At 44.5% G+C, this 17,407-nt stretch carries 16 protein-coding genes; 3 read left to right on the plus strand and 13 right to left on the minus strand.

The genetic code is table 11. The features are described 5' to 3' along the window. Window positions 1–93: 93 nt before the first annotated feature. From M3180_RS15695 to M3180_RS15740, 10 genes are all read right to left on the minus strand, one after another. The gene (locus tag M3180_RS15695) at window positions 94–1,305 is read right to left on the minus strand and encodes a response regulator (RefSeq protein ID WP_251669231.1); all 1,212 of its coding nucleotides are present in this window, start codon (window positions 1,303–1,305) and stop codon (window positions 94–96) included. Next, entirely contained in the window at window positions 1,265–3,130 is a 1,866-nt protein-coding gene (locus M3180_RS15700; protein WP_251669233.1) for a cache domain-containing sensor histidine kinase, read from the minus strand. The genes M3180_RS15695 and M3180_RS15700 overlap by 41 nt, the downstream gene beginning before the upstream one ends. Further along, the gene (locus M3180_RS15705) at window positions 3,120–3,275 is read right to left on the minus strand and encodes a hypothetical protein (protein ID WP_251669235.1); all 156 of its coding nucleotides are present in this window, start codon (window positions 3,273–3,275) and stop codon (window positions 3,120–3,122) included. The genes M3180_RS15700 and M3180_RS15705 overlap by 11 nt, the downstream gene beginning before the upstream one ends. Further along, window positions 3,250–4,263: a substrate-binding domain-containing protein gene (locus tag M3180_RS15710; RefSeq protein WP_251669237.1), complete on the minus strand. Its 1,014-nt coding sequence runs from the start codon at window positions 4,261–4,263 to the stop codon at window positions 3,250–3,252. Before M3180_RS15710 ends, M3180_RS15705 begins: the two co-directional genes overlap by 26 nt. A 61-nt stretch (window positions 4,264–4,324) precedes the next feature. Further along, complete coding sequence (mmsB, locus tag M3180_RS15715) at window positions 4,325–5,488, minus strand: multiple monosaccharide ABC transporter permease (protein ID WP_432806947.1); 1,164 nt, start codon at window positions 5,486–5,488, stop codon at window positions 4,325–4,327. A 3-nt stretch (window positions 5,489–5,491) separates the two neighbouring features. Beyond that, on the minus strand, window positions 5,492–7,021 hold the full coding sequence (gene mmsA / locus M3180_RS15720) for a multiple monosaccharide ABC transporter ATP-binding protein (protein WP_251669239.1): 1,530 nt from the start codon (window positions 7,019–7,021) through the stop codon (window positions 5,492–5,494). Window positions 7,022–7,112: 91 nt separating this feature from the next. Beyond that, the gene (gene chvE, locus M3180_RS15725; protein WP_251669241.1) at window positions 7,113–8,222 is read right to left on the minus strand and encodes a multiple monosaccharide ABC transporter substrate-binding protein; all 1,110 of its coding nucleotides are present in this window, start codon (window positions 8,220–8,222) and stop codon (window positions 7,113–7,115) included. Window positions 8,223–8,450: 228 nt separating this feature from the next. Then, complete coding sequence (locus M3180_RS15730) at window positions 8,451–8,885, minus strand: Hsp20/alpha crystallin family protein (protein ID WP_251669243.1); 435 nt, start codon at window positions 8,883–8,885, stop codon at window positions 8,451–8,453. Window positions 8,886–9,043: 158 nt separating this feature from the next. Next, window positions 9,044–10,510 (minus strand): MFS transporter, encoded by a 1,467-nt coding sequence (locus M3180_RS15735; RefSeq protein ID WP_251669245.1) that lies wholly within the window; start codon window positions 10,508–10,510, stop codon window positions 9,044–9,046. 134 nt (window positions 10,511–10,644) lie between these two features. Beyond that, entirely contained in the window at window positions 10,645–11,400 is a 756-nt protein-coding gene (locus tag M3180_RS15740; RefSeq protein ID WP_251669247.1) for a hypothetical protein, read from the minus strand. 747 nt (window positions 11,401–12,147) lie between these two features. Here M3180_RS15740 and M3180_RS15745 point away from each other — a divergent pair. Continuing rightward, a complete protein-coding gene (locus M3180_RS15745) occupies window positions 12,148–13,629 on the plus strand; it encodes a catalase (RefSeq protein WP_251669249.1) in 1,482 nt (493 codons plus the stop codon). Window positions 13,630–13,918: 289 nt separating this feature from the next. Further along, on the plus strand, window positions 13,919–14,647 hold the full coding sequence (locus M3180_RS15750) for a hypothetical protein (RefSeq protein WP_251669251.1): 729 nt from the start codon (window positions 13,919–13,921) through the stop codon (window positions 14,645–14,647). Window positions 14,648–15,089: 442 nt separating this feature from the next. Here M3180_RS15750 and M3180_RS15755 read toward each other — a convergent pair whose 3' ends face one another. Further along, complete coding sequence (locus M3180_RS15755) at window positions 15,090–15,974, minus strand: helix-turn-helix transcriptional regulator (protein WP_251669253.1); 885 nt, start codon at window positions 15,972–15,974, stop codon at window positions 15,090–15,092. Between the two features lie 139 nt (window positions 15,975–16,113). Here M3180_RS15755 and M3180_RS15760 point away from each other — a divergent pair, with 139 nt between their 5' ends. Then, complete coding sequence (locus M3180_RS15760; protein WP_251669255.1) at window positions 16,114–16,302, plus strand: hypothetical protein; 189 nt, start codon at window positions 16,114–16,116, stop codon at window positions 16,300–16,302. Between the two features lie 74 nt (window positions 16,303–16,376). On the opposite strand, the gene M3180_RS15765 is transcribed toward M3180_RS15760, so the two are convergent. Together M3180_RS15765 and M3180_RS15770 are read right to left on the minus strand one after the other, a co-directional pair. Continuing rightward, complete coding sequence (locus M3180_RS15765) at window positions 16,377–16,625, minus strand: hypothetical protein (RefSeq protein ID WP_251669256.1); 249 nt, start codon at window positions 16,623–16,625, stop codon at window positions 16,377–16,379. Between the two features lie 99 nt (window positions 16,626–16,724). Further along, a complete protein-coding gene (locus M3180_RS15770; protein WP_251669257.1) occupies window positions 16,725–17,327 on the minus strand; it encodes a helix-turn-helix domain-containing protein in 603 nt (200 codons plus the stop codon). Window positions 17,328–17,407 lie beyond the last annotated feature (80 nt).

Genomic DNA, 17,407 nt, shown 5'->3' on the forward strand with positions numbered 1-17,407 from the left:
CCTGCTTTGTACTGGCTCTACTTCCTAAGTTGTACCGCGATGTACTAGCGGCGGTATTCTAAGTTGTACTACGCTAATCTGCGTTAATCTGCCCTAATCCACCTTGCTTTTACGATACTGATTCGGTGATAAACCGATCGTCTTCTTAAAGGCGGTGCTGAAGTAATGCTGTGTATCATATCCGATCTGCTGGGCAATTTCATGAATCGGCAGATCACTGCCATGCAATAAATCAATCGCTCGCTTCATCCGTACATACGTTAGATAATGGATGAAGGAACGCCCTGTCTCTTGCTTAAACAAGCGGCTCAAGTATACCGGAGAGACATTCAGTGACTTTGCTGCCTTTTCAAGTGACAGCTGCTGATCCATATAATGCGCTTGAACCCATTCCTTAGCCTGCTTAATTAGCGGTGATAGCTTCCAATCGCGATTAATATTGCTTTTCGCTTGCTGATATACGGAGTGCAGCTCCTCCATCCCTTGCTTGTTCGGCTCACAGCAGATCAGCACCTGAATGTTTAGATAATCCTGCACCGATTGAATGAGATGCTGCAGCATATGGTCAGGAGGCTGCTTCTGAAGTAAAAACACGAGATATTCATCATAATCTCGAAAATGAATACACTCCTTCTCACCAAGACATTCCAGTGCAATATTTTCTATCGCGAACAGCAGCAGCTGACGGTCCCGCTGCGAATACAGCGTTTCACCGCTCGACAGCTCAGGCCAGCGCAGCACGCACACCGCTGAGATCTCATGCTGCGGCAAATGAAGAAACATCAGCTGCTCACGAATTTCATCCAAGCTTAATTCACCGCGCATCCAGTCTAGGCAGAATCGATCCCGCAGCAGATCAATATGCTTCTCAATCTGCTTGGAGGCTGCCTGCATCAGGTTTTGCTGCGTATGATCATTCTCAAGCCTGGAGATAACCTCCTCCAGCACCTCTGTTAAATGCTCAGGATTAACGGGCTTAAGAATATAGTCCGTTACTTCAAGCTTAATCGCTTCCTGCGCATAGGAAAACTCATCATGTCCAGTAATAATAATAATTCTACAGGAAGGCAGCTGCTCATGAATGTGCCTGATTAACGTTAGCCCATTCATTATCGGCATACTGAGGTCAACGAGCATAATATCGACTTGATGCGCTAGCGCAAGCTCGAGCGCTTCCTCACCATCCTCTGCTTCACCGACAACAGTTAAGCCAAGCTGCTCCCATGCAATGGCTGTACGTATCCCTTCGCGAATAATCGCCTCATCATCGGCGATAATGATGCTCCATGTTCCCGCTCCGTTCATTACTATCCCTCCCCTGTGCCTTCACAATAGGGTGACGAATCGTCACAACGGTACCACTGCCTACCTTACTTTGTACGGTTAGGCCATAATGCTTACTGAAGCTAAGCTGAATCCTTTCCTGTACATTGCGCAGCCCATAGCCTGAACGGTTGCCGTTCAGCGTCAGCTCTGCGCTTTCTACTAGCTCCTGACTAGAAGCCGCTGATGCCAGTGCTTGCTGCAGCGCGTCCAATCGCTCCTCGGACATACCTGCGCCATCATCCTCAATGTGGAGCATTAACGAACCATCAGCGACACCTACTTTAATATGCAGCTGGCCCGGTCCTCTGCGTTCCTTTATCCCATGGTATATCGCATTTTCAACAATCGGTTGCAGGATCAGCTTAAGGACAATAAGACCTCTTGCTTGCTCCTCGACCTCTATCGTGTAATTAAGCTTATCCTTGTATCGCGTCTTCTGAATTTTCAAGTAGCTGCTTATATGATCAAGCTCATCCTCAAGCGGAATCAGCTCTTGGCCTTGACTTAGACCCATGCGAAACAGCTTAGACAGCGCTTCAACCATCTCTGTTGCTTCCTTCGCACCATCCTTGCGTGCCAGCCATTGGATCGTATCGAGCGTATTGTATAGAAAATGCGGCTGAATATGCGCCTGCAGGCTGCGCAGCTCGGCCTCCCGCTTTTTGCGTTGCTCCTTCTCTACTTGATGGATTAAACGCTTGATCTGGGCAAGCATCTTATTAAAGCTGCGGCCCAGCAAGCCGATCTCATCTGCTCGCTCGCCATTAATCCGTATGCTCATATTGCCCTCTTCTACCTTCCGCATCACAGAGGCAAGCTGGGAGATGGGACGTGAGATTGAATTAGCTAAAAAGTATGACGCGGTAATACCAAGCATACAAACAACAAATACGAACAGCACCAAATACAGGTTCATGTCCTTGATGGCCTGCAGCGTATCCTGCAGTGGAAATATGCCTACGGTCGTCCAGTTCGTAAAGCTCGATGCTTGATAGATGAACTGCAGCTTCTGCCCATTCACCTCGCGCGACAGTATACCTGAGTTGCTGCTTACAAGCTCTCGATACAGCTCACCATCCATTAGCGTCTGCCCACTTGGCGCATAGATCGGATCGCCATGCTCATCAATGACGACAAGATAGCCCCACTTGCCAAGCTTTACATCTCGTACAGTTTCAGCAATAACGCGCAGCTTTAGATCAATCAGCACAACGCCTTTATTGCGACCGGTGTATGGGTCCTGGATCGATCGCACGACCGACACTAGCTCATTCTCTTTATAATTGACATGCGTCGTAACGTTGCGGTTGTATGGGCGCCCGATCATTTTGAAGATGCCCTTCTCCTTTACCGCTTCCTTGTACCAATACTCCTCGGTCAGGTTGCTGTCGCCACGCGCATACATTTCATTGCTTAAATATTGTCCATCACTGCTTACGATCATAATACCGGCAATCTCAGGGTACAGTGTTGAGAAGCCCTGTAGAAACTTAAATACGCGATAACGGTCCTCATCCTTCGTAATCGAGACATGCCCATCATTCAAAAAGCTTTGAATCTCTGGATTCATCGAAATAAAGTAAGAGATATTTTGTATATTGGCGGCATGGGCATCTAGTGATTTGTTCACATGACCGATCAGCTGCAGCGTTTGTGAATTCGCCTGCTTCTCTAGCACATTGCTAACCGCCCATGACAGTAGAATCGTAATACATAGCGAAGGCAGAATACTAATAAGCAAAAAGTGTACAATGAGCTTATTACGAATTGGCCAGTTGTTTAGTTGTAGTCGTTCACGCAGCATATCCCATCACCATCCGCTTATATTGCGTAGCCGCTTGCTTCAATGTTGCCGCAGGAGATGCAAAGATTAGACGGCCTACCTCCTCCGACCGCCCCATCATTCGATTCATCTCATCGTTGCTACTTCGCATAGAAATGATCGACATTATCTCTCGTCACCACCGTTACACCTGTATCTACATAGGTCGGTACCGGCGACACGTTAGCGCTTCGCCAATCAGAGATCGGCTCTGTGAGCTCATTTCTAAGATGAAATAGCTGCATGAGCGACCAATAGCCCATATTCCACGTGCCTTGCGCAATCGTTGCTGATATCGTTCCGGACTTAATCATATCTAGCGTTCCTTTATCGGTATCGAAGCAAATAATCGTCAGTTTTCTCTGCATGCTCGATGCAAGCAGCGCATTGCCTGCGCCTACTCCACCATTCGCTTCCGTCACAAAAATCCCCGTTAATTTATCGTAGGTCTCGATCATCTCAAGCGCCTTCTGCTCAGAAATCAGCTGATCACCTTTGCCATCCGCGATAGAGACAACCTGCATATCCGGATATTCACGCTCGATCGTTTCCCGAAAGCCCATCGTTCGCTGCTGGTGGTTCAATTGATTAGGTAATGTAATGATGCCGATCTGACCGGTGCCGCCTGCTTGCTTTGCCATCTCTCTTGCCGCAGTTACGCCTGCCTCGTAATTGTTCGTTCCAATAAAGGAGTAAGCCTTGCTGTTAGGCGCATCGGAATCAAACATGACGACAGGAATACCCGCTTCTACCGCCTTCTGAATTGCGTCATTCAGCGCCTCAGAGTCGATTGCAGTTACTGCAATGCCCGCTGGCTTGCGGGCGATGACCTGCTCCAGCACGATGACCTCCTCCTGTGTATCGTACTGCGTGGAACCACGATACTCTACAGAGACACCTAAAGCTTCAGCAGCATCCTCGAATCCTTTGAGCACATTTTTCCAATAGTCGATGCCCGTAAGAAAATTAACCATGACGTATTTTTCATCAAGCCCGCCTCGAAGGCCAGCCTCCTGCTCGATGAAGCTCGTCTGATTTTCCCGAAAATGAACGACATACAAATAAGAAAGCAGCGTCACAATGAGAACGAGGTATAGCAGCAGCAGCTTCTTCATGAAACTCCCCCATATTCTTTCATTTATGGTAATCTAGCATTTAATCGTATTATACCACCATTTAGGAGGACTTGTTTTTATTGTAAATGTCAAATGCGACCGCAAGCAGCAGCACGAGCCCCTTAATTCCCTGCTGATAATCAATACCGAGACCGACGAGTGACATCCCGTTATTCATGACCCCCATAACAAGGCCGCCAACAATTGCTCCAATGACCGTTCCGACACCACCTGTTGCTGAGGCGCCTCCGATAAATGCGGCAGCAATCGCATCAAGCTCGAAGTTCACACCGGCCTTTGGTGTCGCAGCATTCAATCTAGCAGCAAAGACTAGACCAGCTAGTGCAGCCATTACGCCCATATTTACGAACACCCAGAACGTCATTTTTTTCGTTTTTACCCCTGATAGACGCGCGGCCTTCTCGTTGCCTCCAAGGGCATAGATATGTCTACCCATCACAGTTCTGCGCATCATAAAGGTATAGAAGGCAATTAAAGCAAACAGCAAGATGAAGATATTAGGCAAGCCCTTATAGGAGGCTAAGATAATCATAAAGTAGTTAATAATCGCCACGATCAGCACTTGCTTCGCGATAAACATACCAAAAGGGAGCACCTCCAGCTGGTAGCGCTGATCTATCATCCGCTTTCTCCATTCCATTAACACGAACAGCAGCGACAAGCCCACACCGATCATAATCGTTAGCAAATGCGTGCTGCCACTTGAAAAGTCAGGCAGGAAGCCGGTGCTTATTGCACGGAAGCCATCCGGGAAAGGAGCGACAGATTTGCCATCAAGCACAAGCATCGTCAAGCCGCGGAACAGCAACATTCCTGCGAGCGTAACGATAAATGACGGTATTTTTACGTAGGCCACCCAAAAGCCTTGCCACGCCCCGACCGCTGCACCGATCAGCAGCGAAAGCACAATCGCTACACCAAAATGTATGTTGTAATTGACCATCATAATCGCTGACACCGCACCGACGAAGGCAGCGACAGAGCCAACAGACAAGTCGATATGACCAGTAATAATGACGAGCAGCATCCCGATCGCCAAGATGAGAATATAGCTATTTTGTAGAACTAGATTGGTAATATTAAGCGGCTTAAGCAAAGTGCCGTCTGTAATAATTTGAAAAAATAGCATAATGAGTGCTAATGCAATAAACATCCCGTACTGTCTTATGTTGCCAACAAATAACCTCTTAACGGTATCCAGCATCGGTTAATCCCTTCCCTTCGTCATGTACTTCATAAGCAGCTCCTGTGAGGCGTCTTCACGACCCACCTCTCCTGTAATTCGACCTTCATTCATTACGTAAATGCGATCGCACATGCCGAGCAGCTCGGGCAGCTCGGAGGAAATCATCAATACACCCTTGCCTTGTGCCGCAACATCGTGAATAATCGTATAAATTTCGTATTTGGCGCCAACATCGATGCCCCGCGTCGGCTCATCGAGAATAAGCAGCTCCGGATCTGTAAATATCCATTTACTAAGGACAACCTTCTGCTGATTACCGCCGCTCAGGTTACCTGTCTTCTGATGCACGCTTGGCGTCTTAATCGCCATCTTCTCTCTAAAGCTTTCGGCTTCAATGAGCTCCTGATGATCGTTCACCAAATAGCGCTTCGATATTTTCTTTAAGCTAGCAAGCGTGATATTGCGCTTAATATCCTCCATAAGAATAAGACCGTACTCCTTGCGATCCTCTGTTACGTAGGCAATACCGTGCTCGATCGCCTCCGTAATGGTATTCAGCCTGAGCGGTTGTCCGTTCTTAGACAGCTGCCCGCTAATTTTTTGACCGTAGCTTTTTCCAAACAGGCTCATCGCAAATTCCGTTCTTCCCGCCCCCATTAGCCCGGCTATACCGACAATTTCGCCTCTTCGTACATGAAGACTTGCTTGATCGACGATTTTCCGCTCCGCCTGTGTCGGGTGATATACGGTCCAGTCCTTAACCTCAAAGAAGGCTTCTCCAATATTCGCTTTACGGTGTGGATAACGATGGGTCAGATCGCGTCCAACCATCCCTTGAATAATCCGTTCCTCGGTAATCTGCTCAAGATGTACATCAAGCGTCTCGATCGTTTTCCCGTCTCTAAGTATCGTAATCGAATCAGCAACCTTCATAATTTCGTTCAGCTTGTGAGAAATAATGATTGAGGTGATCCCTTCCTTCTTGAAGGCTAGCAGCAGCTGCAGCAGGTTTTCACTATCCTCTTCATTCAAGGCTGCAGTAGGCTCATCTAGGATGAGCAGCTTTACTTCCTTAGATAATGCCTTGGCGATCTCGACGAGCTGCTGCTTACCAACACCAAGTGAGCCGGCACGTACAGACGGTGATTCCTGTAAGCCAACCGTTGTTAAAAGCGCTCTTGTATCAAGCTCTGTCTTATACCAATCTATTAATCCTCTAGCTACCCGCTCATTGCCTAGAAATATATTCTCTGCAATCGAAAGCTGCGGAATTAAAGCCAGCTCCTGATGGATAATGACGATCCCCTTCGCTTCGCTGTCCGTAATCGTGCGAAACTGGCAGAGCTGTCCCTTGAAAAGTATCTCTCCCTCATAGGAGCCGCTTGGGTACACACCTGACAGCACCTTCATCAGGGTAGATTTGCCCGCGCCGTTTTCTCCCATTAAGGCGTGTATTTCGCCTTCCTTTACCTGCAAATTTACGTTTTCAAGCGCCTTGACGCCTGGAAACTCCTTCGTAATGCTTCGCATTTCCAATATATAATCAGACACTGTACTCACACTCCTGTCGTTATACTCAGTGAGACAGAAATGATTTAGCGCAGCATGTGCGCTAAATCATTCGTTCATTGCTTATCGTTGATTAATTCAGATCGCTTTCCTTGTAGTAGCCGGAATCAATCAGCACCTCTTTATAGTTCTCGATATCAACCGATACAGGCTCCAGTAGGAACGATGGAACAACCTTTACGCCGTTATCATATGTTTCTGTATCATTAATTTGCGCTTCCTTACCTTCTAGCACAGCCTCTGCCATACTTACAGCGACCTTAGCCAGCTCACGCGTATCCTTAAATATTGTAGATGTCTGCTCACCAGCAACAATTGACTTAACGGAAGCAAGCTCTGCATCCTGACCGCTAATAATCGGCATTGGCTTATCCGCTGTACCATAGCCTACGCCTTTCAATGAAGAGATAATTCCGATACTAATACCGTCATAAGGCGACAATACAGCATGAACATCCTCTGTTGTGTAATTCGCACTTAGCAGGTTATCCATTCGCGCTTGAGCTGTAGCTCCATCCCAGCGCAGCGTTGCAACTTGCTCCATTGTTGTTTGACCGCTCTTAACGACTACCTTGCCACTATCGATATATGGCTGTAGCACACTCATCGCACCGTTAAAGAAGAAGTATGCATTGTTATCATCCGGCGAGCCTGCAAACAGCTCGATATTGAATGGACCTTTGCCATCCTTCAGGCCAAGCTTATCCTCTAGGTAGGAGGCCTGCAGTACACCAACCTTAAAGTTATCGAAGGTTGCGTAGTAGCTAACATGCTCGGAATTGCGAATAAGTCGGTCATATGCGATAACTGCTATATTCTCATCCGCTGCTTTTTGCAGTACATCCGTTAACGATTCACCGTCGATCGCTGCGATGACAAGCACCTTAACGCCCTTCGTAATCATGTTCTCGATCTGAGAGACTTGGTTCTCGATGACATCCTCTGCATATTGCAAATCAACCGAGTAGCCAAGCGCTTCGAATTCCTTCTTCATGTTCGCCCCGTCATTAACCCAGCGCTCAGACGACTTTGTTGGCATAGCAAGCCCAACACTGCCCTTGCTTCCACCATTACTGCTGCCGCCATTGCTTCCACCGTTGCTTTCCTTTTGACCATTACCAGCGCATGCAGCCAATACGACAGCCAGCATAACAATGAGCACACTTAACCACATTTTTTTCATCTCGACGATCCCCTCTTTCATTTGAATTCATCCCCATTGTACCGAGGGCTCCAGTTTATGTATTTCGAATGAATTAACCAGTTTTTATAAAAATTTAACTACTTCGATTTAAAACAAAACACCCCTTGAGCTTCGAACTGGATTCATTCGAATGAGCTCAAGGGGTATTTGTTCTCTTACGCATTGCTTAGCAGGATGTATCGTTTAGGAGTTTAATAATATATACGATTAATAAAACTCGATATCGATGCTTTTCCTTTGCTCGTCTGCAAGCTTTGGCATCCTCACTTCAAGCACACCATTTTTATATACTGCACTAATCCCATCCTGAGACACAGCGCAAGGCAGCGATACCGCACGTTCAAAGCGGCCAACAACCCGCTCCTGTCTATGCGTATGTTTTTCCTTCCCTTGATTCGAGCGCTTCAACGTGCCCTTAATATGCAGCATATGGTTATCGATGCTGATCTGCACATCCTCTTTACTCTCTATGCCAGGTAGATCACAGGTCGCAATGACTTCATCGGCTGTTTCGTATACATCTACACGAACACTCCCAAAAAGATAGTCACGGCTTATCGAAGAGAATTCCTGGAATATGCTATCTACTTCATGCCTAAATTGGCTCAACTGACGAAACGGATCATATGGCCATTGCGCCATAGCAAACGCCTCCCTTTTTCCTACTCTTAAAGTGACTTCTGAAAAAACTATATGCAGCATGCAAAAAAAGGTTAAAAAAATAGGCAGGAACATAGCACAAGTGCCGTTCCATGCCTATTGAGATCATTTGTTTACATTTATTTGTTATTTGTAGCTTGTTATTTGTTTATCGAGTGCTGCAGCACAGCTCCTGTTGCTTTCTTCAATAGAAGCACAAACAGTGCACCGAATAGCAGTAAAACACTCGTAACGATGAATAGCGTCTCAATGGAGGTTTGCAGCAGACCTAAGCCTGAAGAGCCTGCAACAACTCCTAAGGAGAAGAATGCATAGAAATATCCGTAAGCCTTACCTCTGTTCTCATTGTTCGTGCCGCGCATGAGCAGTACATTAATGGAAGGGAACAAGAAAGCGAAGCCGACACCATATAATGCGAGCACTCCGTAATAAACACTCACACTCTCAATCATTGCGAGCAAAAGCTGACTAATGCCAAGTAAGGATAGCCCTATAATTAAGCTGTAATGCGCAGGGATACGGTCGAATAAATTTTTAGTCCTCATTACGAAGATAAATACAACGACTAGACCAAACACACTTAGCAGCGTTCCACTAAATCTAGAGTCGTAGCCGAACTGTGCTACACGCAGCGGCAGCAAATAAGCTAGCGCCCCTTGTGAGAACATAAGCAGAAAAGCGCCTAAGAAAGAGAAGACCACCGGACGATTCCATGTAAATGGCTGTGATTCCTTCTTCTCCTTGTTAAATACGATATTACGCAAGTAAATTAACGTAACGATCGCAAGCAGTATTCCAAACACAGCCACGCATATAAATACGGTTGGAGCTGACGTTCTCGCTGCTACGATCCCGCTAAAGGCTGGACCAACAATGGCCGCAATCCCTACAAATGCGCCCGTCACTGCATTTTGACTGCCAGCCTTCTCTGCCTTACTCTGATTCGCTACAAAGGTAAAGGCAGCCGGTACGATAAAGCCTCCGATAAACCCGTGAATAAATCGAACCGTTAACAGCGCAGCTGGTGTGCTTACAAAGCTATAGGATACAAGAAGTATGCTTGTTCCGACCAGCCCAACCGTCAGCATCTTAAATGCACCGAAGCGGTCTGTAAAGAATCCCGCTAATATATTTCCACCTGTATTAGCCAGTGAATATGCCCCTACGATAAAGCCTGCAACGGTCAGTGAAGCTCCTAACGACTCTGCAAAGGTACTCATAACGGGCAATTGCGTAAACAGATCAATAAAGGTGAAAAATATAATGCTATACACGACCCATAGTAACGGTATCGGCTTTGCAAGCAAGGACTCTTCATGCTTTTTCAAGTACCGATCGAACACAAAGTTTCCAAGTGGAATAAATGCTACAAGAACTGCGAGCAAGCTCCAATAGGGCTTCCATCGTATAAACAGCTGCGCAACAACGATGGAAATCGCATAAACAGTAAATATAAATCCATGAATCGCACCAACGATTGTAACGGCTAGTGGCATACCAGCCCAATATTTAAGAGGCATAGCGATGCATAGCAGCACAAGCAAGGATAAGCCATCCATAAGACCAAATAAACGTAAAAAACGTATTGGAAGTTTTTGATTTCTCATCTAACCATGTCCTTATCATCATATTTACTCTATTATAAAGGATTTAGCGCGAGAAAATATCACAATTGATAAACATTTTCATGCCAATATGATGACTTTTAAGCGAACAGCTTCACAAATTGCTTGGTAATTGCTCAATGTACTGCTTGAAAATGGTTCATCCACTCCCGAATAGATTCATCTAGCACGACCGGCTCGTCATAGCCGTAAAATAATACCTGTAGGCCGTTGTCGAGCATCGTATAGGAATAGGCAATGGGCTCGCCATTGAAGATATATAGTTTATAATAATTCTGTTGATAGCCATTATTGTTATTGGAGCTAAGCTTTGGCTCACCTTCTTGAAGCAACGTAACGAGCTCGTTACTTCGAGCTGCATCAAGTACAACTAAAGGAGCTTTCCCATCCTCCAGGCTATACCACTCTATCTTTTCAATATTTTTCTTCATGCCTTCGCTAAAGCTTGTTTTGAATGGATCCCGCTGGTCATTGGCTACATATAGACGGTAACCGTTAATGCTACGCTCATCAATTGCTGCAATCAGCACAGTGGTATCGTAGCCTTCTACCCGATACAGTTTCGTGCCAATGTCGAGATAAGCTGCATCTCCTGGCTGAATGCGATAGCTAGCATTGGTCACGACGTCACCTACTTTAAATTTTACCTCACCAACGACCTCATCCGTTACTAAAGCAGGGTCAGCGATTATCGCATTATGCAGCCCTGTGTACTGATTATTCTTTAGCTTAACAAAATCCACCCAGTCAATCGAAGCTTGAGGAACGCCTTTTATTGGATTTAGATATAGAATTCCTCGACCTCCGCAGCTGAACAAGGCAATGATCAGTACTACTGCAACGATCAATAGTATAGCGAGCTTCCTTTTCAATATCCTCAACTCCTATTCAGGAACTTCTCCTTCATCTAAAATTCCGATGTTATAAGTCTAGACGATACATACTCCTACGAGGTTACAGTGCTATCGTTAGACCAGTGTCATGGACTGTAGCTGTAGCTGTCGCTTCTAGATTCATTCCCAATTTATGATTACTATTATGGTGATCGTAGAAGGATGTCGGATTATCACTTTTTTTACATTTGAATTCAACATTTATATACAAAGTTCAGCCTAGAAGCTGTGGTGATTTTCGTTTATAGTAAAGACACGGGCTTGTACCCTTCTTTTCATTTTACCTTCTCTACGATACTCTCTATGGAATATAGCTTCTATTCCTTATGTATTTCTCTTCTAATTGACTAAAGTATAAGATTAGCTTTCTAGCTTTATACATACGTTCACCTTCGATGTACTTTTACCTTCAATGTAAGACAGCACTTCCATTCATCAGACTGTCATTCATCAATCCATCAAACCATCTGCGTATTTCTTAACACTTCTTAAGCATCGTTACCGATCTTAAATAACCGCCAACTGTTTTCAAGCTATGTTCAAGCTAACTTGATCTATCTCAATCTCATTCTCAGTCTATTTTCATATCTATTACATATCTACTCGCTTTTTACAGTTTCCATTATCTCTCTTGAAATATCATCAGATTTTCATTTTACTTTTAGACTAAATATAATATAATACTTAGTATAAGTTCACTTATAAATTATTTCGGGAGGGATTAGCATGACAGATATTAACAAAAAACTTACAACAGCATTTGGTGCTCCTGTGGCTAACGACGATGATTCATTAACAGCAGGTCCTCGTGGACCGGTTCTACTTCAAGATGTATGGCTTCTTGAAAAGCTGGCTCATTTTGATCGCGAGGTTATTCCTGAGCGTCGTATGCATGCTAAAGGCTCCGGTGCTTTCGGTACATTTACAGTCACTAACGACATTACTAAATATACAAAGGCAAAGCTCTTCTCAGAACTCGGCAAGCAAACCGATGTATTTATTCGCTTCTCTACTGTTGCAGGTGAGCGTGGTGCCGCTGATGCTGAGCGTGATATTCGTGGTACAGCGATTAAGTTTTACACTGAAGAAGGCAACTGGGATATTGTAGGTAACAACACACCAGTATTCTTCTTCCGTGATCCTAAGCGTTTCCCTGATCTTAATCACGTTGTAAAGCGCGACCCTAAAACAAATATGCATAACCCTCAAGCGAACTGGGATTTCTGGACTAGCCTTCCAGAGGCACTTCATCAGGTTACGATCGTTATGAGTGACCGTGGTATCCCTGCTTCCTATCGTCAAATGCATATGTTCGGAAGCCATACGTTCAGCATGTACAACGAAAACAACGAGCGTGTATGGGTTAAATTCCACTTCCGCAGCGAGCAAGGCATTCATAACTTAACCGATGAGGAAGCAACGAAAGTTGTCGGCCAAGACCGTGAATCTCATCAAAGAGATCTATTCAACGCAATTGAAGAGGGCAATTTCCCTAAATGGAAAATGTACATCCAAGTGATGACTGAAGAGCAAGCGAACAATATGCCATACAATCCGTTTGACTTAACAAAAGTATGGTATAAAAAAGACTTCCCTCTCATCGAGGTTGGTGTGCTTGAGCTTAACCGTAACCCTGAAAACTACTTTATCGACGTAGAGCAAGCAGCATTCTCTCCTGCGAGCGTAGTACCAGGTATCGGCTTCTCACCTGATAGAATGCTTCAAGGTCGTCTGTTCTCTTATGGTGACGCTCAACGTTATCGTCTAGGAACAAACTACTGGCAAATTCCAGTAAACTATCCGAAAAACGTTGCAAACTTCTGCCCGTTCCATCGTGATGGTGCTGGTCGTGTATATCAGAACAATCCAAGCGTTCCATACGCTCCAAACAGCTATAATCAAAATGAAAGCAGCAAAGAGCATCAAGAGCCTGCTCTTGACCTATTCGGTGCTGCAGATCATTGGAACTTCCGTGAGGATGATGACAACTACTACGAGCAACCAGGTAAATTGTTCAATCTTCTATCCGCTGAAGAGCAGCAAAGACTGTTCGCTAACACGGTAGCTGCTATGCAAGGAACAACGAAGGATATCAAATTGCGCCATATCAACAACTGCTACAAGGCTGATCCTGCATATGGTGAAGGTCTGGCAAATGCATTTGGTATTGCACTAAGTGAAGTTGAAGCAGCTGCAGGCAGTAATTAAGCTAATGCTGAAGCTAGAAGCTTCTAAGCTTCTCGGTATATAAAAAGGATGGATTTCTCGTCATTGTGAGCTGACGGAGAGATCCATCCTTTTTTCTTGCCGCTAAATTATGTTACTTCATTGTGAAAAAAGCGAATAAATAAAGGACTTTAGTAGCATTTTGTAGAATAAATTAAGGTGAGATAGGTTGATTTCACTGTATTTTGCAACTTTCCGTAACATTTGTTAGTCTAATATCGGGGTATGTTATGATTATAGAAAACTTTAACCTAGAAAGGGGTATTTCTCCTTGTCCAAGCTTACAAAAACGGTAATCGTGCTTGGCTTCTTAGGCATCATATTATCGAGCTGTTCAAGCGCTGTAAATAATACACCTGCTAATAAAGCGCAAAATCAGCCTTCGGAAGTACCATTAACGGTTGATCAAATTGAATCTGACATTCTACTTATAGAAAATAATGGAATTTCTGTTACAGGAGCACTTCAAAAAGATGCAGAGATTATTGTACCTATCACCGTGCATATAGATGATAAATCGAAAACGTACCAATGGCAAAACGTTGCTGATCCAGAATACTACCCCAAGCTTATTGTGGACGATCTCAATCAAGATCAACAGGATGAGATCTATCTATTCCTAACAAAAGGCTACGGCACAGGTGTTATTGACACACAAATCCATATTCTACGTAAAGATTTTTCAGAAATTACCGCACCTAATCCATCCGTAGATCTAAAGGACAAGCTGCAATCTTCCGTAGAAGAGATCGATAGCGAGCAACACTATACTTTAAAACTACAGAATAAAACCTATACGTATACCTTCAAGCACGATGAAGCTGCGATGTGGTTCGAAGAGGTTGTTGTCGGCAAAACAACGACATACCGAATCGAAAACGGTCAGCTTATCGTATCGTTATCACTGCAGGTTGCTCCTACCCTTACAATCGGTACGCTGGAGATGAGCTATGAGTTGCTGGAGAAGCAGTTTAAGCTCGCACAAATCAAACTCGTGTAGAGGTTGTTTATAAAGTACGACTTTGATTTCGGTGTATAGCGCTGATGCATATTCGACTTCGAATATGTCAGGCTACCTAAAGCTGCGGTGCTCACGTATTAAAAACATACGCTGTGCTCCTCGCTTTTTAGTATCCAGTCATCTTCTTGGAACTGAAAGCCGAACTTTCTAAACTACATTTGCAAAGATGTTCAAAAAGTCCAGCTTTAATTACGAGGTAATCCGTTGTCGTTTATTCGACATCGAATATGTAGTGCTACCGAAAGGTTATGCTTCCGTAGTATGTTTTCTACGAAAACATTTTAGGTGCTCACGTAGTGGTACCTACGCTGTGCTCCTCGTTTTCTACTAGCCCTCCATCTTCTCGGTACTGAAAGCCGAACTTTCTAAACTTCGACTAACAAAACCCTCCTGCTGACCTTGGCCAGCAGGAGGGTTTTGTTTATTCACTAAAATCAAGGTTGGATGGCTGCTTCGGAAGTGCGTCTAGTGCCATCATATTGGTTACTGGTGTTCGATGATCGACTGCTTCAAACTTAAAGCCGTCTGCCCATACCTTACCCTTGCCGATAAGCAGCACCCCGAAGTGAATCGACGCACTTTCCTCGGGCACATCGAGCACTATTGAATAATGGTTCCAATCCGTAGAGCCAACGATTGGTCGATTCTCCATATTATCAAATTGAATTGGATCGCCAGCAGCACTGTCCACTCTGCACCATGCTGCACATCGTGCCGCATTCTCCGATTTCAAATAGCAGGACATTTTGATACGTTTGCCTTTATAATCATCTGCAAGAAAGCTTTGCATCATTGTACCGAATTGGCCTCCAGATTCATCCACTTCCTCTATCGAATATAGAACGCCTGATTTTTTTCCTGAATGAAAAATCTTTTCATCTACGCCAAAAGCATAACTCCCTGGATGTGAACCACTTAAAAACCAACCTTTTGCTTGCTTGTCATCATTGCTCATACCATTGTCCTCCGTTCCAATTAACGTGCTCATTATTTTTCGATATTTACCTGGTGGCATCGCATACAGCTCACGAAATGATCGAGTAAATGCTTCTTGTGACTGGAATTGCAGCTCAATAGCAATATGGAGTATCGGCTCATCCGTGTGCATAAGCAGCATCGCTGCAAGGGCTAGCCTTCGTACTCGAATATATTCACTAATGGCTAGGCCTGTTTCTTGCTTAAATATCCGTGTCAGATGAAACTTTGAATATCCTACTAGCTCTGAAAAGTCGTCTAAGTATAAGCTGCTGGTCAGATGCTCCTCAATATATTGAATGGTTCGCTGCGTAACGTTACTATATTTCATTCGCTCACCTCATCCTTATCATAACGTATCCGAACAAGATCGTTTTGATATAAATTGCTATGTTTTTGACGAATATTCGAGCGCTTGCTGTAAACAATAATGACAGCTAAACTCAATCATCGACTGTGAGGAAAACCTAATGAGAGAGCAATATTCATTTGCAGATCTGAACGATCAACCAGAGCTGCTTGAAGATCTTCAACAGCTTGAACAAAAAATTGAACAACAGCTAGGCAGAACCGTGAATTTAATTGCTTTTACTCCCGATTCTTCTATTGAATCAGATGTATCCAATGAGCAGCATGATCCAGATGACCAATCTCCATAATTAAAGGGTACGCCAATTCAGCAGCAGTTGAATTGGCGTACCCTTTTTTAGAATGACTGTCCTATGTTTTGTCGTTAATTTTCGTATGCAATAAACGCTACTTGATCTTTACCACAGCTCTCACATACTAGCAAATGAGGACATACCGGTTCATTAGCCGTATGAGGATAGCCATCCCCCATCTTCACGGTCTCGTCATCATTATAATGACCGTAAGGGTCAAGAAAATCGCTAACTTTACCTGCATCGGTCATCTGAGCACGGCATACCGGACATTCATCATTTATTTGCCGTAGTGCATTACATAAAGGACATACTGCCATCGTTCATTCCTCCGGTAGCATCATGATGTAAACATGCAAGTTTAGTATATCCTTCTTTGTAGCTTGCATACGAGCATAATCATGTCTTATCGTCTGTCATTAAACCTTCTTCGATTTTATAAAATCCTGCTTGTACAAGCCATGCTTTGTACAATAGAAGTAAAGCGTACCGCGAGTCTGAATCGGCATGCGGAACTCTGCATTCTGCTCCGGATACAGCTTAATGAGGTTCATACGGTCATACGTAACGAACGCTGCGAAGGAGATATAATGCTCCTTGCTCATCTCATGCTCCAGCGTCATATAATAGTCATTGTCTACCGCTTCTGCTTGTACTTGATGCTCAGCCTCTGCAGGTTGAGCCTTGAGTGGTTCTACGATTCTACCGCAGCAGGATAGTGTTGGATGGCCAGTACTCGTCATGACATTCCCACAATCTGTGCATACATAAAAGTTAATTGATTTCATATTTCCACGATCCTGTTCATTCGGTTTTAGATCCCCTTCTAATAGCTTATCGACATGAACGCCCAATATCGCAGCCAGCTCACTTAGCAAGGACACATCAGGGCAGCCTAGGCCGCGTTCCCATTTTGATATTGTTTTATCGCTAATATTCATCTGATCGGCTAGCTGCTTCTGCGTCATTCCTTTTTCTTTTCGTAATTGAAGAATTAGTGCACCGACTTTTACGCAATCCACCGTTCATTCACCTCCAGCTTCTCCATCATAACGCGAACCGATGCTCGCGCTCAATCAACGCTTCGTAGAGTTTACCGCTA

Source organism: Paenibacillus camelliae (assembly GCF_023715345.1).
In the GTDB taxonomy this organism is placed as follows: Bacteria; Bacillota; Bacilli; order Paenibacillales; family Paenibacillaceae; genus Pristimantibacillus; species Pristimantibacillus camelliae.